Below are 22066 nucleotides of genomic sequence, written 5' to 3' on the forward strand. Positions count from 1 at the left end.
GAGCGAGGGGGCGTGACCATGGTGGTGCGGAAACTGCTGGTGGCCAACCGGGGGGAGATCGCCCGGCGGGTCTTCGCCACCTGCCGGGCGCTGGGGGTGGCGACGGTCGCCGTGCACTCCGACGCCGACGCGGACGCGCCGTACGTGGCCGAGGCGGACGAGGCGGTCCACCTGCCGGGGAACACGCCTGTCGAGACGTACCTGCGGATCGAGCTGATCCTGGACGCGGCCCGGCGCACCGGCGCGGACGCGGTCCACCCGGGTTACGGCTTCCTCGCCGAGGACGCCGGGTTCGCGGCGGCGGTGGTCGACGCCGGCCTGACCTGGGTCGGTCCGCCCGCCGCGGCGATCGCGGCGATGGGCGACAAGCTGGCGGCCAAGGCGCTGCTCACCGGGGCGGGCGTGCCGATGCTGCCCTCCTGGACCGACGGCGACGAGATCACCGACTTCCCGGTGCTGGTCAAGGCCGCCGCCGGGGGCGGGGGGCGGGGGATGCGCGTCGTCCGCGACCCCGCCGACCTGCCGGCGGCCGTGGAGTCCGCGCGCCGCGAGGCCGCCGCCGCGTTCGGCGACGGCACGGTCTTCGTCGAGCGGTACGTCGAGGGCGGCCGGCACGTCGAGGTGCAGATCTTCGGCGACGCCGCCGGTACGGTCGTGGCGCTCGGTGAGCGGGACTGCTCGATCCAGCGTCGGCACCAGAAGCTCGTCGAGGAGGCCCCGGCGGTGCTGCCCGACGGGGTCCGGGAGCGGTTGCACGCGGCGGCGGTGGCGGCCGGGCGGACGGTCGGCTACGTCGGGGCGGGGACGGTGGAGTTCCTGCTCGCCCCGACGGGTGAGTTCTTCTTCCTGGAGATGAACACCCGGCTCCAGGTGGAGCACCCGGTCACCGAGGCGGTCACCGGGCTGGACCTGGTGCGGCTGCAACTGCTGGTCGCCGAGGGCGGCACGCTGCCGGTGCCGGCGACCCCGCCCACCGACGGGCACGCCATCGAGGTGCGGCTCTGCGCGGAGGATCCGGCGCAGGGGTTCCGCCCGGCCACCGGCACCCTGCACCGGTTCGCGGTCCCCGGGGTGGTCGGCGAGTTCACCCCGACCCGGGGCCTGCGGCTCGACTCGGGGGTGCACACCGGGTCGACGGTGGGCGTGCACTACGACTCGATGCTGGCCAAGCTGATCGCCTGGGCACCGACCCGGGCCGAGGCGGCCCGGCTGCTCGCCGGCGCGCTGGCCCGCGCCGAGTTGCACGGGGTGGCCACCAACCGGGACCTGCTGGTCCGGGTGCTGCGCAGTGCGGAGTTCGGTGCGGCGCAGGTGGACACCGGCTTCCTGGACGCGCATCCCGAGGTGTTCGCGCCGCTGCTGCCGGCCGATCGGCTCCCGGTCGCCGCGCTGGCCGCCGCGCTCGCCGGGGCCGCCGCGCGACGGGCCGCCGCCCCGGTGCTCGCCGGTCTCCCGTCGGGCTGGCGCAACGTGCCGGCCCTCCCCCAGGTCGTCCGGTTCGCCACCGCGACCGGGGACGGGATCGAGGTGCGCTACCGGCTGGACCGCTCCGGCGCGCTCGCCGACTGGTCAACCGACCCGCCCACCACGCAGGCAGAGCCGGTGGTGACGCTGGTGACGGCGGCACCGGACCGGGTGCTGCTCGACGTGGCGGGGGTGCGGCGGGTGTTCCGCGTACACCGGGCGGGGTCGGCGGTCTTCGTGGACGGCCCGGACGGGGCGACGGAGCTGACCGGGCTGCCCCGCTTCCCGCTGCCCCGCGCGGCGTTGGCGGTCGGGTCGCTGCTCGCGCCGCTGCCCGGCACGGTGACCCGGGTGCACGTCGGGGTTGGTCAGCGGGTCGCCGCCGGTGACCTGCTGCTGACCCTGGAGGCGATGAAGCTGGAACACCCCGTGCTCGCCCCGACCGACGGCGTGGTCGCCGACCTGCCGGTGCCCGCCGGTGGGCAGGTCGAGACGGGCGCGGTGCTGGCCGTGGTCGATCCCGAGGAGGCACCCCGATGAACTTCGATCTGACACCGGAGCAGGACCAGCTCCGGGACGCCGTCCGCGCGCTGGGCCGCCGGTACGGCCACTCCTACTTCGTCGAGAAGGCGAAATCCGGCGGGCACACCACCGAGTTGTGGGAAGAGGCCGGTCGGTTGGGCTACCTGGGCGTCAACGTCCCCACCGAGTACGGCGGCGGCGGTGGCGGCCTCACCGAGCTGGCCATCGTCTGCGAGGAGCTGGCCGCCGCCGGTTGCCCGCTGCTGCTGCTGGTGGTGTCGCCGGCCATCGCCGCTACGGTGATCAACCGGCACGGCACCGAGGAGCAGCGCAAGCGCTTCCTGCCCGGGTTCGCCGACGGTTCGTTGAAGGTGGTCTTCGCGATCACCGAGCCGGACGCCGGGTCGAACTTCCACCGGCTCGCCACGGTGGCCCGCCGCGACGGCGACGACTGGTTGCTCTCCGGCCGCAAGTGCTACATCTCCGGCGTGGACGAGGCGCAGTACGTGCTGGTGGTCGCCCGTACCGAGGACGCGGCGACGGGGAAGCTGAAGCCCGCGCTGTTCCTGGTGCCGACCGACGCGGCCGGGTTGACCCGGTCCAGGCTGGACATGGAGATCGTCTCCCCGGAGAACCAGTTCCTGCTCTATCTGGACGACGTCCGGCTGCCCGCCGACGCGCTGGTCGGCGGGTCGTTGGACGCCGGCCTGCCGGCGCTGTTCGCCGGGCTGAACCCGGAGCGGATCACGGTCGCCGCGATGGGCGTCGGCACCGGCCGGTACGCCATCGAGCGGGCCAGCGACTACACCGCCACCCGCACGGTCTGGGGTGGCCGCAGCATCGGCGCGCACCAGGGGGTGTCCCATCCGTTGGCGCACGCGGCGGTGCAGGTGGAACTGGCCCGGCTCATGATCGCTAAGGCGGCCACCCTGTACGACGCGGGCCGCGACCTGGAGGCCGGGGTGTCCGGCAACATGGCCAAGTACGCCGCCGGGGAGGCCGCCGCACTGGCCGTGGACACCGCCGTGCAGGCCCTCGGCGGGGCCGGCATGACCACCGAGTACGGCGTGGCGACGCTGCTCGGCGCGGTCCGGGCCGGTCGGATCGCCCCGGTCAGCCGGGAGATGATCCTCAACTTCGTCGCCCAGCACGTCCTGGGTCAGGAGAAGTCCTACTGACCCCGGGGTCAGTTCACCGCGCGGCAGGCAGCGTCGGTGCGGTGGACCGGCCGCACCCGCCGACCCAGCCCCTCCAGCAGCGAGTCCTCGACGTGGTAGTCCCGGATCCGCAGCCGGTGCCGGGGCAGCTCCTCCTCACTGGGGCAGAGCACCTGCGCGCGGACGTCGTCCACCGGCACGTAGCGGACGCCGCCCCGCTCCTGGAGCAGCACCATGTTGACGTCGTCCACCGTGACCACGTGCCCCCGGACGTCCTCGGTGACACCGGGGCTCGACTCCACGGTGGTCACGGTGAGCGGCAGCACCGGTGTGGTGATCACCGGCAGCGCCGCCCAGACCAGCATGGCCAGCACCGCCGCCTCGGTGACCGAGGCGAGCGGCCGGATCACCGCCCCGGGCAGCGGGCCGGTCACCGTGAGCGCGAGCAGCGGCGGGACGACGAGCAGCGTCAGGGCGAGCAGTTCCCGTTGCTGCCACGCGTCGACCAGGGTGGGGGCGAGCAGCCAGCCGTAGCCGGTGAGCAGCGCCACCACGATCAGCACCCGGGGCAGCGGGTGCTCGTGCAGTCGCGCCGGGGTGAGCTGGAAGGCGGCCACGAACGCCGGCAGCAGCAGGGGCAGGTAGAGCAGTTGCCAGGTGACCAGGGCGGTGAGGAAGCTGGCCAGCACGAACCAGGCCGGGGTGAGGTCCGCCCAGCGGACGAAGAGCGGGCGACGGACGGTGGGCGGCATCCGTTCGACGCTGACCCGCAGCACCGCGCCGAGCGCGAAGACCGCGACCAGGCCGGTGGAGAGCAGCCGGGCGGCGGTGGTCAGGAAGCCGGCCAGCAGGTTCACCGGCCCGACGTTCGCCACCAGCAGCAACGTGGTCTGGAGTTCGCCGCCCGCCTCGACGCCGAGGCGCAGCACCGAGAAGATGGCGGGCACCCCCACCACGGCCGTCCAGAACGACTGGCTGGCCCGGGCCCGACGTTCCACCGCCGGATCCCAGCCGTCGCGCACCGCGACGGTGGTGGCGCCCGGATCCTGCGGTACGGCCGGGGCGGTCACCGGGTCGGCGCCTTGTCGTCGAAGTCGACCAGCTCCGGCACGTTGAGCGGCTGCGGCTGGGCCTTCTCCGCCTTCAACCACGGCCCGAGGGTCCGGTTGTAGGCGGTGAGCCACGGGCTGCTGATCCCGCTGCGTCCCGCCAGGTAGCTCTTCTGGAGGGCGAAGGCGACCAGGTCGCGCAGGGCGGGGTCACCGATCGGCACGCCGATGCCGAGCAGTTCACTGGTGCCGAAGGGCATGTCGACGATCTCGAACTCGGTCGGGTAGAGGGACAGGAAACCGGCGAGGATCGTCTCGTCGGAGCTGACCGCGTCGTAGCGGCCCTCCCGGATGCCCTTGACGCAGTCGCCGACCTCCTTGACCACCAGCGCTTTCACGTCGTGCTTGGCCAGCTCGGCCTCGGTGGTGGAGCCGCCGCTGGTGCACACCTTGTACGCCGGCTCACGGAGGTCCTCGATGGTGCGGATCTTGTCCTTGAGCCGGGTCGGCACCATCACCTCCTGGGTGGTGACGAAGTACGGTCCGGCGAAGCTGACCAGTTTCTCCCGCTCCTCGGTGATCGAGAAGCTGGAGACCACCAGGTCGACCACGCCACCCTGGAGGGCGGGGATCCGGTCCTCGGTGGTCACCGAGACCCACTCGATGCGCTGGTCGCCCTCGTAGCCCAGGTAGGAGGCGACGTAGCGGGCGATCTCCACGTCGAAGCCGACGTGCGCGCCGTTGCGCAGCTCGCCCATCAGCGGCTCGGTGGTGGCCACCCCGATCTTGATCTTCGACTGACCGTCGATGTGCGACTCCCGCAGCTTGTCGCGCACCGAGGGCAGCGACGGCTCGCGGCGGTTGTCGCAACCCGCGGCGGCGGCCAGGGTGAGGGTCAGGGCCACCGCCAGGGTGGTGGCGACCGAGCGGACCCGGTGGCGGGCGGACGTGTCGTTCATCGGCGCACCTCGCTGACGGACAGCCTGGGGGACACCGAGAGTAGCCGTCCGCATCCATCCCCGTCCCGCCGCCCGGCCGGCCGGCGTCGCCGCCCCGGCGGGTGTCACTGTCAGCAGAACGGTCAACCACACCCAGCCGTACGGATTGACACCGCGCCCATCCGGGCCATGCTTGTCGGGTGAGGCGAATCCTGAGACCGGGTGCGCGGACCGTGGCGACGGTCGGCGCGCTGGCGACCGGCGCGGTGCTGGTGGCACTGGCCTTCCGGCACCCGGCCGGCATCCTGACCGTGGGGCTGGCCCTGCTCGGTGTCCTGTTCGCGACAGTGACCGGCACCGCGCTGGCCGCGCTACGCGAGCGCGACCACGGGGAGGCGCCGCCCGCAGCACCCGCCCCCGGTCCCCTGGCGGCGGGCTCGTTCCTCGACGCGGACACCCTGGACGCGTTGGACAGCGCCGCGGTGCTGAGCCGGCTGCACCGGATGCGCGAGGTCAGCGACCAGTGAGGGTCGGCGCGACCAGCGCGTCCACCCCCCGCCCGGCAAGGCAGCGGTAGGTCCGGTCGGGATCCGCACCGTCGGGCGGCAACACCTCCAGCCGCCATCCGTTGGTGTAGTCGATCCCGCTGGTCAGCCGGAACGTCCGCGCGTTGCACACCGACCGGACCGTCGGGTCGGCGCTGATCGCGGCATGCCCGGCTCCGGCCAGCGCGGCCGGTAACTGCCCCTCGACGTACGTCTCCCAGGTGTGCCGCCCCTCGCAGGAGAGCTGCGGGGCCTCCGCCCGGTCGGCACGCAGCCGCACCGGGCCGAAGCACTCCAGCACCGGGGCGCACCGGGCGCCCGGCGGCAGGGTCGCGGCCGTGCCGTCGGCCGCGCAGCCGGGCAGGGTGCCCCAGCGGGCGGCCGGGCTGGACGAGCCGACCGTCGTCGGGGAGGCGGTGGGCCCCGCCACCGGTGGCGCACCACCGGCGACCCAGGCTCCGGCGCTCGCCGACGCGGCCAGCGCGAGCACCCCGGCCCCGCCGAGGAACCAGCGCCGCCGCCGGCGCTCGCCGTGCGCCACCGTCGGCTGGTCGTCCTGGGCGGGTGGGCGCGGTGCGGGCTGACCGGTGGTCCGCCCCGGCTGGCCGGTGGTCCAGCCGGGGGAGTACGGCCCACCACCACCCGAGCCGCCGGCGGACGGCCCGCCGGAGACCGGGGCACCGCTGACCGGGGCGGGGGCCGGGTCGAGCGGCAGCGCGGTGAGCAGGTCGCGCAGTTCGAGCGCGGAGGGGCGGGCGTCGGGGTCGTTGGACATCCCGGCGCGGAGCACGTCGACGAGTTCGTTCGGCACCCCGGGCAGGTCGGGGATCGGCTGGTGGAACATCTCCAACACGGTGACCAGGCTCGGGTTGCGCTCGGTCTGCCAGCGCGGGGGGCGGCCGGTCATCACCGCGTAGAGGGTGGCGCAGAGGGCGTACACGTCGACGGCCGGCGACGGCGGGCTGTGGTTGAACATCTCCGGCGGCGCGTAGGCCGGGGTGAGCACCTCCAGGGTGACCGAGGCGTCCCGCGCCTCGGCCAGCACCGCCAGCCCGAAGTCGGCCAGCACCGCCGAGTTGAAGTGCGAGTGGAGGATGTTGGCCGGCTTGACGTCGCGGTGCAGCACCCCGGCCGCGTGCGAGTGGGCCAACGCATCCGCGATCTTGATGCCGAGGTCACGGGTCTCGGACGCGTCGAGCGGCGAGGTCCGCATCCGTTCGGCGTACGACCCGTCGCACAGCTCCATGATCAGGTACGGGTGCCGGTCGACGGTCACCCCGACGTCGAAGAGGTCGACCACGTGCGGGTGCGACGACATCCGACCGGCCGCCCGCGCCTCACGCAGGAACCGGGCCTGGTCGCGCTCGTTGTCCAGGGTGCGGTTCTCCACCTTGACGGCGACCTCCCGCCCGACGGAGATCTGGGTGGCCCGGTAGACGGTGGCGTACCCACCCCGGGCAAAGACCTGCAAGTCGGTCAGACCGGGCACAATGGGCAGCCTGGCGGCGCCGGGCGGGGTCTCGGTCACGGCTCGAAAATACCTGTTCCGCCGGGCCGCTCAGCGGTCCGTACCGGCGGGAGCGGCCGGGCCGGCAGCGGCCGACCCGATCCGCGCATCGCCGGAAACGCCGCCTACCTGGCTCTTCGTCGATCCCCCCGGAGAGGTGGGAGCGCTACCGTCCACGTCGGCGACGACGGCCGCCGATCGACGGGCGTCCCACCGCAGACCGAGCGCGGTCGCCACCGCGCCCGCCCCCTCCCAGAGCGCCACCCCGATGAACCGGTCCGGAGCCACGTCGGCCAGCACGGTCAACGTGAAGACGGTGAAGGTGACCAACCGGAAGACCACCGTGAACCGGTAGAACGCCCGCCACTCGGTCGCCACCGCCAGCAGGTAGTAGACCCCCATGTTGAACGAGGCCATCGAGGACGCGGTGAGGAACGTGGCGGTGTAGTCGCCGGCCGTTCGGGTCTGCGGCACCGTGAAGCCGAGCATCCGCAGCTGCGCCTCCGGCCAGACCAGGCCGAGCGCGCCGAGCAGCACCGCCAGCACCCCGAAGACCGCGATCGTCCAGCCGGCACCCGAACGCGGCAACCTCATCTGTCCCCCCACCCCGACGGCACGACCGGCACCGAGGGGCGGTCGCGTGAAGTGACACGCTAACCGTCCCCGCCGACGCGCACATCACCGGAACCGACAGACCTGCCCTCCGGCGTCGACCGGCCGCCCCGACCAGCCCGCGCGGACCACGGCACGGACCCGCGCCCGCCCGACGGCGGCCCCGACCCCGGTCAGACCCCGGCCGCCAGCCGGTCCCGCAGGGCGTCGGCGCTGGCCCGTTCGCTGCGCTGCTCGGTCGCGTAGGCCAACCGCACCGCCTCCTGCGCGCTGGCCAGCGCCTCGACCGGACGACCGCCGGCAGCCAGCGCCTCGGCCAGCACACCCGCCCCGATCACCTGGCTGCGGACGTCCTCCGCCGGGGCGGCGACCGCCCGCCGGGCCCAGTCCAACGCCTGCTCCGGCTGACCGTGCGCGAGCAGCGCGGACGCGTAGCGGGCCAGCGTCTGCCGGCGGGAGAACAGCAGCGTCGCCGTCTTCGCGGCGGTCGTCGCCACCGGCGCGAGCAACCCGACCGCGGTGGCCGGATCCCCGGCGGCGAGCCGGGCGGTGGCCAGCAGCACCCGGGGCGCGGCCTGCGCCGGGGCCTGCGGGTTGTGCGGTTCGACGGCGGTCAGCACCGCACGGGCGTCCCGCTCGGCGGTCTCGCAGTCGCCCATGTCCAACGCCACGAAGCCGCGCAGCGTGCCGGCCATCCCGGTGAGCAGCGGGTGCGACGTCCGGCCGGCGTACGCCAGGGCATCGGTGAACAGGTCGGCGGCGTGCTCCGGCTCGCCCAGTCCGCGCGCCACCACCCCCCGGACGACCAGCGCGAACCCACGTCCCCAGTCGTCGGAGACCGCCGCGAAGTCCCGGTACGCCCGGCGGGCCGCCCGGTCCGCCTCGGCCACCTCGCCCAGCTCGGCCGCGGCGAACGCCTCGACCGCACGCAACGTGCCCACCGCCCACGCCTCGCCGACCCGCTCCCCGAACGGCAGGAAGATCCCGGCCAGCCGGCAGGCCTCCCCCAGCCGCCCGGCCAGCAACCGGGCGAAGGCCGTGGTGCCGCGCAGCCAGGCCCGCCCGTACGGGTCCTTCAACTCGGCGAAGAGCCGGGCGGCCCGGCCGAGCACCGCGTCGGTGCCGGCGAAGTCGCCCCGGGTGGTGGTGACCCAGGCGAGGTTCTGCAACGCCCAGGCCTGCCCGCGCAGGTCCTTCGCGGCCAGGCTGATCTGGTAGGAGGCGGCGAGCCGGCTGCTGGCCTGCCCGAGCCGGCCGGCGACGAAGTCGGCCATCCCGAGCCGGCGCATCGCCGAGGCGCGCAGGTTGGTCACCTCGCCGGTGGTGGCCACCTGCAACGCCTCCTGCCAGCAGGCCACCGCCCGGCCCTGGTCGCCCAGGGTCTGGTGGGCCTGGCCGGCGAGCAGCAGGGCGCTGGCCCGGGTACCGGCGTCGTCACCGGCGTTGGCGGCGATCTTCTCGGCGAAGGCGAGCGCGTCACCGACCCGGCCGACCTGGAGCAGGGCGCGGGCGTACGCCACCCGGTCGGCCGGGGGCACCCCCTCGCGGGCCAACTCGGCGGCGCGTTCGGCGTACTCGACGGCCAGCGTCGGCTCACCGACCTGCAGGGACCGGCGGGCGGCCCGGCCCAGCGCGGCCACCCCCAGCGGGGCGACCGTGCGGGCCGGCGAGTCCGGGCGGAGCTTCACCGCGTCGGCGAGGGCGACGGCCCGCTCGACCTGCTCGGCCACGAATTCGTCCCGGGCCGGGTCGGTGAACCCGCCCGGCGGGGCGACCGACGAGTCGGGCGTTCCGGTGGCCCAGCGGGCCAGCGCGGCGTGCCGTTCGGCCAGCTCGGCCTTGCTCACCCCGGTGTAGGCGGCCTCGCGCATCAGCGGGGTGGCGAACGCGAAACCGCTGCGGGTGCGGTGCAGCATCCGGCGTTGCAGCAGTTCCTCCACGGCCCGTTCCAGCTCGACCGCGGCCACCGCGGCGGGTCGACCGTCCCGCCCGGCCCGTTGCTCCCGCAACGCCTCCAACGCGCCGGCCGGCACCACGTCGCCGACCACGGCGGCGTCCCGCAGCGCCGAACGGGCCTCCGGCGGGAGGGCGTCGATCCGGGCGGCCAGCACGGCGGCGAGGTCGCGGGAGAGCAGCCGGCTGCCCAGCGAGCCGGGCACCAGTCGCCAGCCGCCGTCCGGGCCGGCGGTCAGCGCTCCCCGCTCCCGCAGCAGGGTGACCAGTTCGGCCAGGTAGAAGGCGTTGCCCTGGGCGGTGGCGAGCAACCGGTCGGCGTCGGCCTGGGGCAGCCGGCCGCCGTTGAGGTAGCTGGTGAGCAGGCGGGAGGCGTCCGCGCCGCGCAGCGGCGGCAGCGGTTGCACCTCGGCGTCGGCGATCCAGGTCAACCCCCCCGCGGTCCGGACCAGCTCCGGACGGCCCAGCAGCATCACCAGCACCGGCCCGGTGAGCCGGGACAGGGTGGCCCCGAGCGCGTCGATGGTCTCGGCGGTGGCGTCGTGCAGGTCGTCGACGACGATCACCAGCGGCGCCTCGGCGGCCAGCGCGCTGAGCAGCCCGGCCACCGCCGCCGGCACCGCCTCGGCGTCGGCGGCCGGCGGGACGGCACCCCATCCACCCTGTTCGCCGGGGTTGCCGGCGGGCAGTTCGGCGTAGCCGAGCAGGGCCAGCAACTGGTCGGCACCGATCGGCGGCGCGTCGGCGCGCAACCGGCCGAGGCGCTGGCCGAGCCGGCGCAACCGTTCCTCCACGGCCGGCCGGGTGAGCGCGGTGGAGGTGTCGTTGGGCAGCCCGACGGCGGCCCGGACCAGGTCGGCCAGCGGGGCCAGCCGGCGTCGCTCACCGAAGGCGGCGCAGCGGACCGAGAGCACCCGGGCCCCGCTGTGGGCGGCGTACCGGCCCGCGCCGACGTCGTAGCCGGCGGCGAGGCGTTCCACCTCGGCGGCGAACCGGGACTTGCCGATCCCCGCCTCGGCGGTCATCAGCAGCACCCGGGGCTCGCCCCGGTCGATCACCTCGGCGAGCCGGCCGGCGACCCGGCCGATCTCGGTCTCCCGCCCGACGAAGGGCGCCTCGTCGCCGAGCCCCGACCGGGTGCCCGGGGCGTCCAGCAGGCCCAGCAGCTCGAACGCCTCGACCGGCTCGCGCTTGCCCTTGAGCCGCAGCGGGCGCAGCACCCGCCAGGAGGCGACGTGCCGGGTGGCCGACGAGGTCCGGGCACCGGCGTAGATCGCGCCGACGGCGGCGGCGTCGGCCAGCCGGGCGGCGGTGTTCACGGTGTCCCCGATGACCGTGTACTCGATGGCGGCCTGGATGCCGGCGATCACGTCACCGGTGTTCAGCCCGACCCGCAGCCCGAGCGGCGCCCCGCCGCCGCGCTCGTCGTCGAGCACCCGGCGGACCGCCCGCTGCATCGACAGGGCGGCCCGGACGGCCCGCTCGGCGTCGTCCTCGTGGGCCACCGGGGCACCGAAGACCGCCATGATCCCGTCGCCGGTGAGCTTGTCCACGTGCCCGCCGAACGTCTTGACCGCACCGGCGAGCGCGGCGAGCACCCGGTCGGTGACCGCGCCGACCCGCTCCGGGTCGAGATCCTCCGACCACGAGGTGAACTCGGACAGGTCACCGAAGAGCACGGTGACCACCCGGCGCTCGGCGGTCGGCAGGGTGGCGGCGGCCGGCAACGCCGCCCCGCAGTTGTGGCAGAACCGCGCACCGGGGACGGCGAGCGTGCCGCACACCGGGCAGGTCACGGCTGCTCCACTCCCAGGTACTCCAGTTGGGCGCGGACCGACCACTCGGCGGCCCACCACAGCGACCGGTCGACGTCCGCGTAGACCGTCGCCACCACCTCGGGCGCGGTGCGGGCGCCCGCGGCGACGGCGGCCCGGACCTGGTCGAGCCGGGCCCGGCGGTGGGCCAGGTAGAAGTCGGCCGCCGCGCCGCAGTCGGCCAGCGCCGGGCCGTGCCCGGGCAGCGCCGCGATCCCCCGGTACGCGCCGAGCCGTTCCAGGCTGGCCAGGTAGTCGCCGAGGTCGCCGTCGGGGTGGGCGACGACGGTGGTGCCCCGGCCGAGGATGGTGTCCCCGGTCAGCACCACCCGCTCGGTGCCGTGCGACACCAGGAAGCAGACCGAGTCGGCGGTGTGCCCGGGGGTCGGCACCAGGTCGACCGTCAGGCCGGACGCGTCGAGCTGCGCCGCCCCGGCCAGCGGGGCACCGCCGATGGTGTGCGCCGGGTCGACGGCACGTACCGGTGCCCCGCCGAGCAGCTCGCTCAACCGGGGGGCGCCCTCGGTGTGGTCCGGGTGCCCGTGGGTGATCAGCACCAGCCCGACCGGCCCGGACGCCGCGACGGCGGCCAGGTGCGCCTCGTCCGCCGGCCCCGGGTCGACCACGACGGTGTGCTCCGCGCCGGGGGCACGCAGCAGCCAGGTGTTGGTCCCCTCCAGGGTCATCGGCCCAGGGTTGGGGGCACGCAGCAACGTCACCCAGTCAGGCAGCCGGTCGGCCAGCGCGGCCGGCGGTGCCGTCACATGCCCGGTCATGGCTGCGATCGTACGACCCCGCCCGCCACTCCCCGCGATCTTGTCGAACCGGCGCATCCGGTTCGTGGTTGTTCGCGGCTTTCCGCCGGCCGACCGGCCCGGGGGTCGTGATGCCCGCCGGGCCGGCGGACGATGGAGCGACGCACCGCGAACGACCCCGGCGCGGTGCGGGTGCGGTGCGATGCGCGTGTCGCGCAGTGGTCGTGCCACACGGCACGGTGGAACGCGACGGCAGTGCCGCGCGGTGCCGGTGCCGGGCGGTGGTGGCGGTACCGGTCGGTGCCGGGTGGTGGCGGTACCGGTCGGTGCCGGGTGGTGGCGGCGGGCGGTGGGTCAGCCGACCTCGACGATCAGTTCGACCTCGACCGGGGCGTCCAGGGGCAGCTCGGCCACCCCGACGGCGGACCGGGCGTGCCGCCCCGCCTCCCCGAAGACCGCGCCGAGCAGGTCGGACGCGCCGTTGATCACGGCCGGCTGGCCGTGGAAGCCCGGGGCGGACGCCACGAAACCGGTCAGCTTCACGATCTTGACGATGTTCTCCAGGCCGACCAGCGAGTCGACCGCGGCGAGCGCGTTCAGCGCGCACCGCTCGGCGAGATCCTTGGCCTGCTCGGGCGAGACACCCGCGCCGACCTGGCCGGTGGCGAGGAGCTTGCCCTCGGCCACCGGCAGCTGGCCGGAGACGTAGACGTGCTGGCCGGACTGCACGGCCGGGACGTAGCTGGCCACCGGTGGCACCACGTCGGGCAGGGTCAGGCCGAGCTCGGCGAGCTTGGCGTGGGGTCCGTTGCTCATCGTCGGACCCTCAGCCCTTGGGGCGCTTGAGGTAGGCGACCAACTGGTCCGGGTTCGGGCCGGGGACCACGGCGACGAGTTCCCAGCCGTCCTCGCCCCAGTTGTCGAGGATCTGCTTGGTCGCGTGGACCAGCAGCGGGACCGTGGCGTATTCCCACTTCTGCATCGGTGGAGGGCTCCCTTGCCTGACGAGGACTGTTCCACCGACAGCCTACGGTCCGGGCTACGACCGGGGCGCGGGACGCTGCTCCGGGGTGGTCGGCAGCTCGCCACACTGCCCGGCGTGGTCGTACGGCTGGGGGCAGCGGGACCGGTCGGGCAGCAGCAGGTCGCAGAAGACCCGGTGCCGGTTGTTCTGGTCGTCGACCGTGGAGACGGTGGTCTCGCCGGCGTCCAGCTCGACCAGGAAGCCGAGCGAGGTGGCCACGGTGCCGGCCAACGCGGTCGCCGCCGTCAGGTCGGCCACCCTGATCGGCAGGTGGATGACGTAGCCGGGGTCGTCGTCGTCGCGGCCCCGCTCGGCGGAGCGGCCGAGCAGCCGCAGCACCTCGGCGGGTTCGGCACAACGCCGGTAGGACCGCTCGTTCACCGGCAGTCCACCACCCAGCCCGTCCGCGTCGCCGGTCGAACCGGCCCGCCTCCCCCGGTCCCCCGGTGAGAACTGGGCTCGGGCGATGTTCTCCGCGTCGCGCATGTACCTGCCTCCGGCCTCGTACCGTGATTGACCGCCGACCGGACCGGGCGCCGACCCGATCCGCTCCCCCACACCCGGACGAACGTAGGACCCCGCCGGTGCGGGGGACAACGGGACGCGCACGACCGAACACCGGAAGTCACATATGCGACACTCGCGTGGTCCGGAAGCTGACCGCGCTCCCTCGCACGTCGTGAACAGTCCGCCACGGGCCGCCCATCGACCGATACCCTTGCGCCTCGGACGGGCGATCAGGGGTCGCCCGCCGCACCCGTACCCGCGTCGTCGCCAGGGGCGGTGACGGCGCCCCATCCCCCGGGGGACCACATGACCCAACCACCGTTCGGTGGCCCGAGCGGATCGCCAGGCGTCCCGGCGTCGCGGCACGACCAGTCAGACCCGGGTGGCAGGGCCACCCCCGGCGGCTCCGCCTCCGCCAGCCCGCCTGGCTACCCGACGTACCGGGCACCGGCACGGCGACGCGGCGCGCTGGTCGCCTCGCTCGCGGTGGCCGCCGCCGTGGTGCTCTGCGGCGGCGGGACACTCGCCTTCCTGGCCCTGCGTGACCGCGAGAGCGGAGCGGGCGCCAAGGAGCCGACGGTGGCGGTGGACGGCTTCCTCACCGCCGTCTACCAGGACCGGGACGCCGGCAAGGCGGCCGACTTCGTCTGCGCGGAGGCACGCGACCAGCAGAAGCTCGACGCGAAGGTGGCCGAGGTGCAGAAGTACGCGACCACCTACACCAGCCCGCGGTTCCGCTGGTCCACCCCGACGGTCGACAACCAGAACGGCGACCGTGCCACGGTCTCCACCAAGCTGACCATGACCACCGCCGACGAGAAGATCGCCGAGCAGCAACTGCGGTTCACCGTGGTACGGAAGACGGGTTGGTGGGTCTGCGAGGTCGGCTGACCCCGGCGGGTGGATAGGCTCGACCGGTGCGAGCAGCTGAGCGGCCGGCCGACCCGGCCGGCACCGGGTGGCCGTCCCGCCTGCACGTGGTGACCGGCAAGGGCGGCACGGGCAAGACGAGCGTGGCGGCGGCGCTGGCGCTGACGCTGGCCACCGACGGCCGGCGCACCCTGCTGGTCGAGGTGGAGGGGCGACAGGGCATCGCCCAGCTCTTCGGGGTCGAGCCCCTCCCGTACGCCGAGCGCCACCTCGCCGACGCCCCGGGCGGCGGCGAGGTGCGCGCCCTGGCCGTCGACGCCGAGGAGGCGTTGCTGGAGTACCTCGACATGTTCTACAAGCTCGGCGCGGCCGGCCGGGCGCTGCGCAAGCTCGGCGCGATCGACTTCGCCACCACCATCGCGCCCGGCCTGCGGGACGTGCTGCTCACCGGCAAGGTCAAGGAGGCCACCACCCGCACCGTCGGCCAGCGCCGGGTGTACGACGCGGTGGTGCTGGACGCGCCGCCGACCGGCCGGATCGGCCGCTTCCTCAACGTCACCGCGGAGACCGCCCGGCTGGCGAAGGTCGGCCCGATCAAGACCCAGAGCGACGGGGTGTCGGCGCTGCTGCGTTCCCCGATGACCGCGGTGCACGTGGTGACCCTGCTGGAGGAGATGCCGGTCCAGGAGACGGTGGACGCCATCGCCGAGCTGACCCAGCTCGGCTTCCCGGTGGGCCGGGTGATCGTCAACGCCGCCCGTCCGCCGTTGACCACCGGCCGGGAGGTGACCCGGGCGGAGCTGAAGCGCGGACTGGCCGCCGCCGGGCTGCCGACGGACCCGGCGACCGTGGCCGGGCTGGCCGGCGAGGCCCGGGACCAGCGGGTACGACGGGAGCTGGAGGATTCCCTGCGGACCGACCTGGCGGACCTCGGACGGCCGTTGACCGAGCTGCCGTTGCTGCCCGACGGGGTGGACTCCGCCGGGTTGACAGCATTCGCCGAGATCCTCCGCCGGGCGGATTGACGTACACCTCACGTCGGCACGGACGCACGGACCCCACCGGCCCGATACGCTCGTTTGGTGCCTTCCGAAGACGCGGCGCCCGTGCTGGACGTCGACCAGATCCTCGCCGACCCCGGCGTGCGGATCGTGGTCTGCTGTGGCGCCGGCGGGGTGGGCAAGACGACCACCGCGGCGGCGTTGGCGCTGCGGGCGGCCGAGCGGCACGGCCGGCGCACGGTGGTGCTCACCATCGACCCGGCCCGCCGGTTGGCCCAGTCGCTCGGCCTGACCGAGCTGGACAACACCCCCCGCCGGGTCAAGGGGATCGACGTCGAGGTCGGCGGCGGTGAGCTGCACGCCATGATGCTGGACATGAAGCGCACCTTCGACGACGTGGTGCTCCAGCACACCGATCCGGCGAAGGCGGCGGAGATCTTCGCCAACCCGTTCTACCAGGCCATGAGTTCGACCTTCGCCGGCACGCAGGAGTACATGGCGATGGAGAAGCTGGGCCAGTTGCACGCCCGGGGCGAGTGGGACCTGATCGTGGTGGACACCCCGCCGTCCCGGTCGGCGCTGGACTTCCTGGACGCGCCGGCCCGGCTCTCCCGCTTCCTCGACGGCCGGATGCTGCGGCTGCTGCTCGCCCCGGCCCGCACCGGGGGGAGGAGCATGTTCAGCTTCGTCACCGCCAGTTTCGGGATGTTCTCCCGGGTGGTGCAGAAGGTGCTCGGGGCGCAGTTGTTGACCGATCTCTCCGGCTTCGTCGCCGCCCTGGACTCGATGTTTGGCGGCTTCCGGCAGCGGTCCGAGCAGACGTACCGGATCCTGCAGGCGCGGGAGACGGCGTTCCTGCTGGTGGCGACGCCCGAGCCGGACGCGGTCCGGGAGGCGGCCTACTTCGCCGGGCGGTTGGGCGCGGAGCGGATGCCGCTGGCCGGGCTGGTGCTCAACCGGGTGCACCGGCCGGCGGTCGCCCTGGACGCGGCGGCCAGCCGGGCGGCGGCCGACCGGCTGGCCGGGCTGGGCGGGCACGACGCCACGGTCGACGTGCTGCGGGCGCACGCGGCCCTGGCCCAGCAGGCGGCCCGCGAGGAGCAGGTGGCCCGGCGGTTCACCGAGGCGTTCCCGGCGGTGCCGACGGTGTCGGTGACCGCGCAGCCCGCCGACGTGCACGACGTCGACGGGCTGCGGACGATCGGCGCGGCGATCAGCCGGCCCTGACCGGTGAGCGGCCCTCCGGGCGGTCGCCCGGGACGGGCCTCAGCCGGCGGCGGTGACCAGGATCTTGTCCTTGCCGGGCTTGTCCTTGGCGTTCTTCTTCATCGCCGCCTCGAACATCTTGCGCCAGCTCGCCACCTGCGGGTGCCGACGCAGCAGCGCGCGACGTTCCCGCTCGGTCATGCCGCCCCACACGCCGAACTCGATGCGGTTGTCGAGCGCGTCGGCCAGGCACTCGTACCGCACCGGGCAGCTGCGGCAGATCCGTTTCGCCACGTTCTGCTCGGCACCCTGCACGAACAACGCGTCCGGATCCCCGTTCTGACACGCCGCCAGCGACGGCCAGTCAGTGATCATCCCCATCTGTTCCCGTCCCCCCTTGCAGTACCTACCGACCTCGTGCGACCAGCCGTCGATCCCCCGGTCGTCCGGCCCTTCCTTCCCCAAGGAGGCACGGACGACGTGTGGCCCTGTCGCCGCCACCATCATGCTCTGTAGTCACACGATTACGCAACGTTGTCGGCCAAATCTAGCATTCCGGACAGTCCCGGCGTCCCGGGCGTTCGATCGCCGCTTACCCCGCCGAAGTACGTGAAAACGCTGCGCGGGCTCCACCGATCGGTGGAGACTCGGCGCGGGTCACACGCAACCACGCACCGGGGGTCGTGCGTTTAGCACAACGAGGTCGGCGCACGCAGGAAATGGGGAAAGAACGCCCCGGCGCCCCTCGTTCCCTACTCGCGTACCCTGTCGAGGTGACCTGGATGCGGAAACGTGACCACAATGTCTTCACCAACGCCGCATCGCTACTGATCTGCGGCCTGCTGGCCGGTGTGGTGGTGGCGGCGGCGGCCTTCCCCGCGGTGGCGATGTCCGGCCTGGCGGCCAAGGCCGGCGCCGAGACGTTCGGCGCGCTACCCAAGGAGCTGACCGTGGCCCGCGCGCCGCAGATCAGCTACCTGCTCGCCAACGACAGCAAGACGCCGCTGGCGACCCTCTACGACGAGAACCGGCGCGACGTCAAGCTGGCGGACATCTCCCCGTTCATGCAGAAGGCGATCATCGCCGCCGAGGACCACGACTTCTACAAGCACAACGGCGTGGACCTGAACGGCATCGCGCGGGCCTTCGTCAACAACCAGTCCGGCGCCAACTCCCAGCAGGGCGCGTCCACGCTGACCATGCAGTACGTCCGGCTGGCCATCGCCTACTCGGCCACCCACCCGGCGGACGTGGTCGCCGCGACCGAGGACACCAGCGAGCGCAAGCTGCGCGAGATGAAGCTGGCCCTCCAGGTCGACAAGGAGTTCTCGAAGGACGAGATCCTCACCCGCTACCTGAACCTCGCCTCCTTCGGCAACGGCGCGTACGGCATCTTCGCCGCCAGCCAGGTCTACTTCGGCAAGTCCCCCAAGAACCTCAAGATCGAGGAGGCGGCGCTGCTGGCCGGCATGGTCAAGGCGCCGACCACCAACGACCCGACCACCCGCAGCGGCTACCCGCTGGCGCTCGACCGACGCAACTACGTCATCGACAACATGGTCAAGACGAACGCCATCACCCAGCAGGAGGCGGACGCCGCCAAGGCGGTCAAGCTGGTGGTGAAGGACAAGCGCACCCCGAACGGCTGCGTCGCCACCAACCAGAAGGACTGGGGCTTCTTCTGCGACTACTTCTACCGCTGGTGGCTCGGGCAGGAGACGTTCGGCTCCACCACGTACGACCGGGAGCGGCGGCTCAAGAGCGGTGGCTACACCATCACCACCACGCTCGACGTGCAGGCGCAGAACGGCGCGGACCGGGCCGTCCGTAAGAACCTCGGGGTGAACAGCAAGGCCGCCCGGATGGTCGCCGCGATCGAGCCGGGCACCGGTCGGGTACGCGCGCTGTCGGTCAACCGGAACTTCAAGATCGATGACCCGAAGAAGCCGCAGAACAAGCTCTCCAGCGACCCCAAGAAGGCCAAGAAGAAGATCCGGGGCAACTACCCCAACACGGTGAACCCGCTGCTCAGCGGCGGTCAGGGCATCACCGGCTACCAGGCCGGCTCGACGTTCAAGATGTTCACCATGGTGGCCGCGCTGGAGAAGGGCGTCCCGCTCGCCTACTCGATCAACTCGCCGCCGGTGTTCAAGTCGGAGTACATCGTCGAGCAGGGCTCACCGGCCGCCTGCCCGGGAACGCACTTCTACTGCCCCAAGAACGCCTCGGCGAGCATGGCCGGCGTGCACAACATGTGGACCGCCTTCGGCAGCTCGGTCAACACCTACTTCGTCCCGCTGGAGCAGCAGGTCGGCGCGGAGAACGTGATCAAGGCGGCGCAGAAGCTCGGCATCACGTTCCGCAGCAGCGACGACGCCCGCCGGGCCACCAAGGAGGGCGGCGCCAACCAGTGGGGTGCCTTCACCCTGGGCGTCTCCCAGACCACCCCGCTGGAGCTGGCGAACGCCTACGCCACCCTGGCGGCCGACGGGAAGTACTGCGAGCCGATCCCGGTGCAGCAGATCAAGGACCCGGAGGGCAACAAGCTCGACGTCGCCAACCCGCGTTGCGAGCAGCGGATCTCCACCGAGGTGGCCCGGGCCGCCGTGGACGCGGCCCGCTGCCCGGTCGGTGACCGGTCGTCGGTCTCCAAGTGCTCCGGGGCGACCGCCCGCAACGTCCGGGGCATCGTCGGCAAGCCGGTGGCCGGCAAGTCCGGAACCACCGACAGCGAGAAGACCTCCTCGCTGGTGGTGATGACCAAGCAGTTCGCGGTCGCCGGCATCATGGCCGACCCGGACTGGGCGCAGACCAACCAGCAGATGGGTCACGACACGCCCACCGGCATCAACCCGGCGGTCTACCAGACGCTCCGGGACGCCATGAAGGGCAAGCCCGGCATCGAGTTCACCCCGCCCAACGGCAAGATCATAAATGGCGACCAACGTTCCATCCCGAACGTCAAGTGCCAGTCGGTGGACAGCGCCCGGGGCGAACTCAAGGAGGCCGGCTTCTCGGTGGTCGTCTCCGACAACAAGGTCAGCTCGGACTGCCCGGCCGGCACCGCCGCCGGCACCAGCCCCGAAGGCCGCACCATCAAGGGCGGCGTGGTCACCATCGAGGTGAGCAGCGGGGGCGGCAGCACCCCCGGGAACACGCCCGGCAACCCACCGGGCCGCCCACCGGGCAACTGACCCGGCACCGACGCCGACGGGCGGGTACCCCACCGGGGGTGCCCGCCCGTCGCACGTCCGCCGCACCCGACCGACAGGACCCACCGGCGGTACGGGTGTCCGAGCCGCCGAGCTGTCGACTGTCAGCGGCCGGGTCGGACCAGCCGGGTGATCCGCTCCTACATCCCCGCTGTCAGCGGCCGAGTCAGGCCAGCCGGGTGATCCGCTCCTACATCCCCGCTGTCAGAGGCCGAGCTGTCGGCGTACCTCGGCGGCGACCCGACCACCCTCGGCCCGACCGGCCACCGCGGCCTGGGCCGCCTTCATCGCCGGGCCCATCTGGGACTTGTCGGTGAAGCCGCCGGTGGTCAGCGCCCCCGCGACCAGCTCCGTCAGCTCCTGCCCGGAGAGCTGCTTCGGCAGGTAACGATCGAGCACCACACCCTCGGCGGTCTCCTTGTCGGCCTGCTCGGCGCGGCCGGCGTCGGCGAAGGCGGCAGCCGCCTCCCGACGCTTCTTCGCCTCCTTGGTCAGCACCGCGAGCACCTCGTCGTCGGAGAGCTCGCGCTTGGCCTTGCCGGCGACCTCGGCGTTGCCGACGGCGGCCAGGGCCATCCGCAACGTGGAGGTGGTCAGCTCGTCGCGCGCCTTGAGAGCGGCGCGCATGTCTGCGGTCAGGCGGTCCTTCAGCGTGCTCATGGACGGTCAAACTACCCTGGTCGGCATGCGAAAGCGCACACTATTCGGCCTCGCCGCCGGGACCGTCGCCGCCGGAGCGGCCACCCTGGCGTACGCGTCCCTCGTCGAACGCAACATGTTCACCCTGCGCCGGTTCGACGTGCCGGTGCTCCCGGCCGACGCCGAGCCGCTGCGCGTGCTGCACCTGTCGGACCTGCACATGATGCCCGACCAGCGGCGCAAGCAGCAGTGGGTGGCGTCGCTGGCCGCCCTCGACCCGGACCTGGTGGTGGTCACCGGGGACAACATGGCCCACCCCGACGCGGTGCCCGGCGTGCTGCGCGCCCTGCAACCCCTGCTCGACTATCCCGGCGCGTTCGTCTTCGGCTCCAACGACTACACCGGGCCGGTCTGGAAGAACCCGTTCACCTACTTCCTGCCCGACCGGGAGTACGCCGAGGGCGCGGCCCTGCCGTACGAGGAACTGCGCGACGTCCTCACCGGCGCCGGCTGGGCGGACCTCAACAACGCCCGGACCTCGATCAAGGCCGGTGGCCGGGTCGTCGAGCTGGTCGGCGTGGACGACCCGCACATCGGGCAGGACGACTACCCGGCGGTCGCCGGCCCGGTCCCGTCCACCGCCGACCTGTCCATCGCGCTCGCCCACGCCCCGGAACCGGCCCTGCTCGACCAGATGGCCGCCGACGGCTTCGGCCTGCTGCTCGCCGGGCACACCCACGGCGGCCAGGTCTGTGTGCCCGGCTACGGGGCGCTGGTCACCAACTGCGGGCTGCCCCGGTCGATGGCGAAGGGCCTGCACCGCTGGCCCGGCTCGGACGCCTGGCTGCACGTCTCGGCGGGCCTCGGCACCCACCCCACCGCCCCGGTCCGCTTCGCCTGCCCCCCCGAGGCCAGCATCCTCACCCTCACCCCCCGCTGATCCCCGCTCTGCTGCCCACACCCGGCACCCCACCGACCCGTGCCCACCGCCCTGTCCCGCCCGGCCCTGCTCCACCCGCCTCCATGATCAGATTGCCGAAACGAGGACGACACGCCGTCGCCGCTGCGAGAGACCGCAATCTGATCATGGAGGAGGCGGGCCGGAGCTGGGCACGGGCGGGACGCCGGGCTTCCCCTCGGCAACGCCGGGGGTACCGAGTTTGATCGGCGGAGCGGGTGGGCTACTATTTCACCGCACGCCTCGGGGTGTGGCGCAGCTTGGTAGCGCGCTTCGTTCGGGACGAAGAGGTCGTCGGTTCGAATCCGGCCACCCCGACAGAGGTCAGGGGCC

The 22066-nt window shown here is 73.5% G+C and carries 18 protein-coding genes, 1 tRNA gene and 1 pseudogene; 9 read left to right on the plus strand and 11 right to left on the minus strand.

The window, feature by feature from the left end:
- Positions 1-21 precede the first annotated feature (21 nt).
- Both O7612_RS28350 and O7612_RS28355 read left to right on the plus strand, forming a co-directional pair.
- Entirely contained in the window at positions 22-2004 is a 1983-nt protein-coding gene (locus tag O7612_RS28350) for a biotin carboxylase N-terminal domain-containing protein (protein ID WP_282274084.1), read from the plus strand.
- Positions 2001-3164 (plus strand): acyl-CoA dehydrogenase family protein, encoded by a 1164-nt coding sequence (locus O7612_RS28355; protein WP_282268923.1) that lies wholly within the window; start codon positions 2001-2003, stop codon positions 3162-3164. The genes O7612_RS28350 and O7612_RS28355 overlap by 4 nt, the downstream gene beginning before the upstream one ends.
- An 8-nt stretch (positions 3165-3172) precedes the next feature.
- Here O7612_RS28355 and O7612_RS28360 read toward each other — a convergent pair whose 3' ends face one another.
- Both O7612_RS28360 and O7612_RS28365 read right to left on the minus strand, forming a co-directional pair.
- Complete coding sequence (locus O7612_RS28360) at positions 3173-4213, minus strand: hypothetical protein (protein WP_282268924.1); 1041 nt, start codon at positions 4211-4213, stop codon at positions 3173-3175.
- Entirely contained in the window at positions 4210-5151 is a 942-nt protein-coding gene (locus tag O7612_RS28365) for a transporter substrate-binding domain-containing protein (RefSeq protein ID WP_282268925.1), read from the minus strand. The genes O7612_RS28360 and O7612_RS28365 overlap by 4 nt, the downstream gene beginning before the upstream one ends.
- Before the next feature lie 179 nt (positions 5152-5330).
- Here O7612_RS28365 and O7612_RS28370 point away from each other — a divergent pair, with 179 nt between their 5' ends.
- Positions 5331-5657 carry a hypothetical protein gene (locus O7612_RS28370; RefSeq protein ID WP_282268926.1) on the plus strand — a complete coding sequence of 109 codons (327 nt, stop codon included), beginning with the start codon at positions 5331-5333 and terminating at the stop codon, positions 5655-5657.
- Here the strand turns inward: O7612_RS28370 and O7612_RS28375 are convergent.
- From O7612_RS28375 to O7612_RS28405, 7 genes and pseudogenes are all read right to left on the minus strand, one after another.
- Entirely contained in the window at positions 5644-7203 is a 1560-nt protein-coding gene (locus O7612_RS28375; protein WP_282268928.1) for a serine/threonine-protein kinase, read from the minus strand. The two genes, O7612_RS28370 and O7612_RS28375, sit on opposite strands and share 14 nt — an antisense overlap.
- Positions 7204-7371: 168 nt before the next feature.
- Positions 7372-7776, minus strand: a pseudogene (locus O7612_RS28380) (hypothetical protein); the annotation flags it as partial.
- 191 nt (positions 7777-7967) lie between these two features.
- Complete coding sequence (locus tag O7612_RS28385) at positions 7968-11543, minus strand: adenylate/guanylate cyclase domain-containing protein (RefSeq protein WP_282268932.1); 3576 nt, start codon at positions 11541-11543, stop codon at positions 7968-7970.
- Positions 11540-12337 carry an MBL fold metallo-hydrolase gene (locus O7612_RS28390; RefSeq protein WP_282268934.1) on the minus strand — a complete coding sequence of 266 codons (798 nt, stop codon included), beginning with the start codon at positions 12335-12337 and terminating at the stop codon, positions 11540-11542. Before O7612_RS28390 ends, O7612_RS28385 begins: the two co-directional genes overlap by 4 nt.
- Positions 12338-12670: 333 nt before the next feature.
- Positions 12671-13132: a RidA family protein gene (locus tag O7612_RS28395; RefSeq protein ID WP_067308201.1), complete on the minus strand. Its 462-nt coding sequence runs from the start codon at positions 13130-13132 to the stop codon at positions 12671-12673.
- A gap of 10 nt (positions 13133-13142) precedes the next feature.
- Complete coding sequence (locus O7612_RS28400; protein ID WP_088959894.1) at positions 13143-13298, minus strand: hypothetical protein; 156 nt, start codon at positions 13296-13298, stop codon at positions 13143-13145.
- 57 nt (positions 13299-13355) lie between these two features.
- A complete protein-coding gene (locus O7612_RS28405) occupies positions 13356-13826 on the minus strand; it encodes a hypothetical protein (protein WP_067308198.1) in 471 nt (156 codons plus the stop codon).
- A 327-nt stretch (positions 13827-14153) separates the two neighbouring features.
- On the opposite strand from O7612_RS28405, the gene O7612_RS28410 reads away from it, so the two are divergent.
- Genes O7612_RS28410 through O7612_RS28420 form a run of 3 tightly spaced genes read left to right on the plus strand, consistent with a single transcriptional unit; the run spans position 14154 to position 16945 of the window.
- Positions 14154-14738, plus strand: a complete 585-nt coding sequence (locus O7612_RS28410) for a hypothetical protein (RefSeq protein ID WP_282268947.1) — start codon at positions 14154-14156, stop codon at positions 14736-14738.
- A gap of 26 nt (positions 14739-14764) precedes the next feature.
- A complete protein-coding gene (locus tag O7612_RS28415; protein ID WP_282268949.1) occupies positions 14765-15742 on the plus strand; it encodes an ArsA-related P-loop ATPase in 978 nt (325 codons plus the stop codon).
- Positions 15743-15796: 54 nt separating this feature from the next.
- Positions 15797-16945, plus strand: coding sequence for an ArsA-related P-loop ATPase (locus O7612_RS28420; RefSeq protein ID WP_282268951.1), 1149 nt, complete (start codon positions 15797-15799; stop codon positions 16943-16945).
- A 39-nt stretch (positions 16946-16984) separates the two neighbouring features.
- Here the strand turns inward: O7612_RS28420 and O7612_RS28425 are convergent, their stop codons facing one another.
- Positions 16985-17305 carry a WhiB family transcriptional regulator gene (locus O7612_RS28425; RefSeq protein WP_089004137.1) on the minus strand — a complete coding sequence of 107 codons (321 nt, stop codon included), beginning with the start codon at positions 17303-17305 and terminating at the stop codon, positions 16985-16987.
- Positions 17306-17706: 401 nt separating this feature from the next.
- On the opposite strand from O7612_RS28425, the gene O7612_RS28430 reads away from it, so the two are divergent.
- Entirely contained in the window at positions 17707-20118 is a 2412-nt protein-coding gene (locus O7612_RS28430; protein ID WP_282268956.1) for a transglycosylase domain-containing protein, read from the plus strand.
- Between the two features lie 222 nt (positions 20119-20340).
- On the opposite strand, the gene O7612_RS28435 is transcribed toward O7612_RS28430, so the two are convergent.
- Positions 20341-20796 (minus strand): GatB/YqeY domain-containing protein, encoded by a 456-nt coding sequence (locus O7612_RS28435; RefSeq protein ID WP_282268958.1) that lies wholly within the window; start codon positions 20794-20796, stop codon positions 20341-20343.
- A 25-nt stretch (positions 20797-20821) separates the two neighbouring features.
- Here O7612_RS28435 and O7612_RS28440 point away from each other — a divergent pair, with 25 nt between their 5' ends.
- Together O7612_RS28440 and O7612_RS28445 are read left to right on the plus strand one after the other, a co-directional pair.
- Positions 20822-21715: a metallophosphoesterase gene (locus tag O7612_RS28440; protein ID WP_282268960.1), complete on the plus strand. Its 894-nt coding sequence runs from the start codon at positions 20822-20824 to the stop codon at positions 21713-21715.
- Positions 21716-21977: 262 nt separating this feature from the next.
- Positions 21978-22051 (plus strand) — tRNA-Pro (locus O7612_RS28445).
- The last annotated feature ends 15 nt before the right edge of the window (positions 22052-22066 follow it).

It is taken from the genome of Micromonospora sp. WMMD987 (genome assembly GCF_029581435.1).
Classification (GTDB): domain Bacteria; phylum Actinomycetota; class Actinomycetes; order Mycobacteriales; family Micromonosporaceae; genus Micromonospora; species Micromonospora rifamycinica.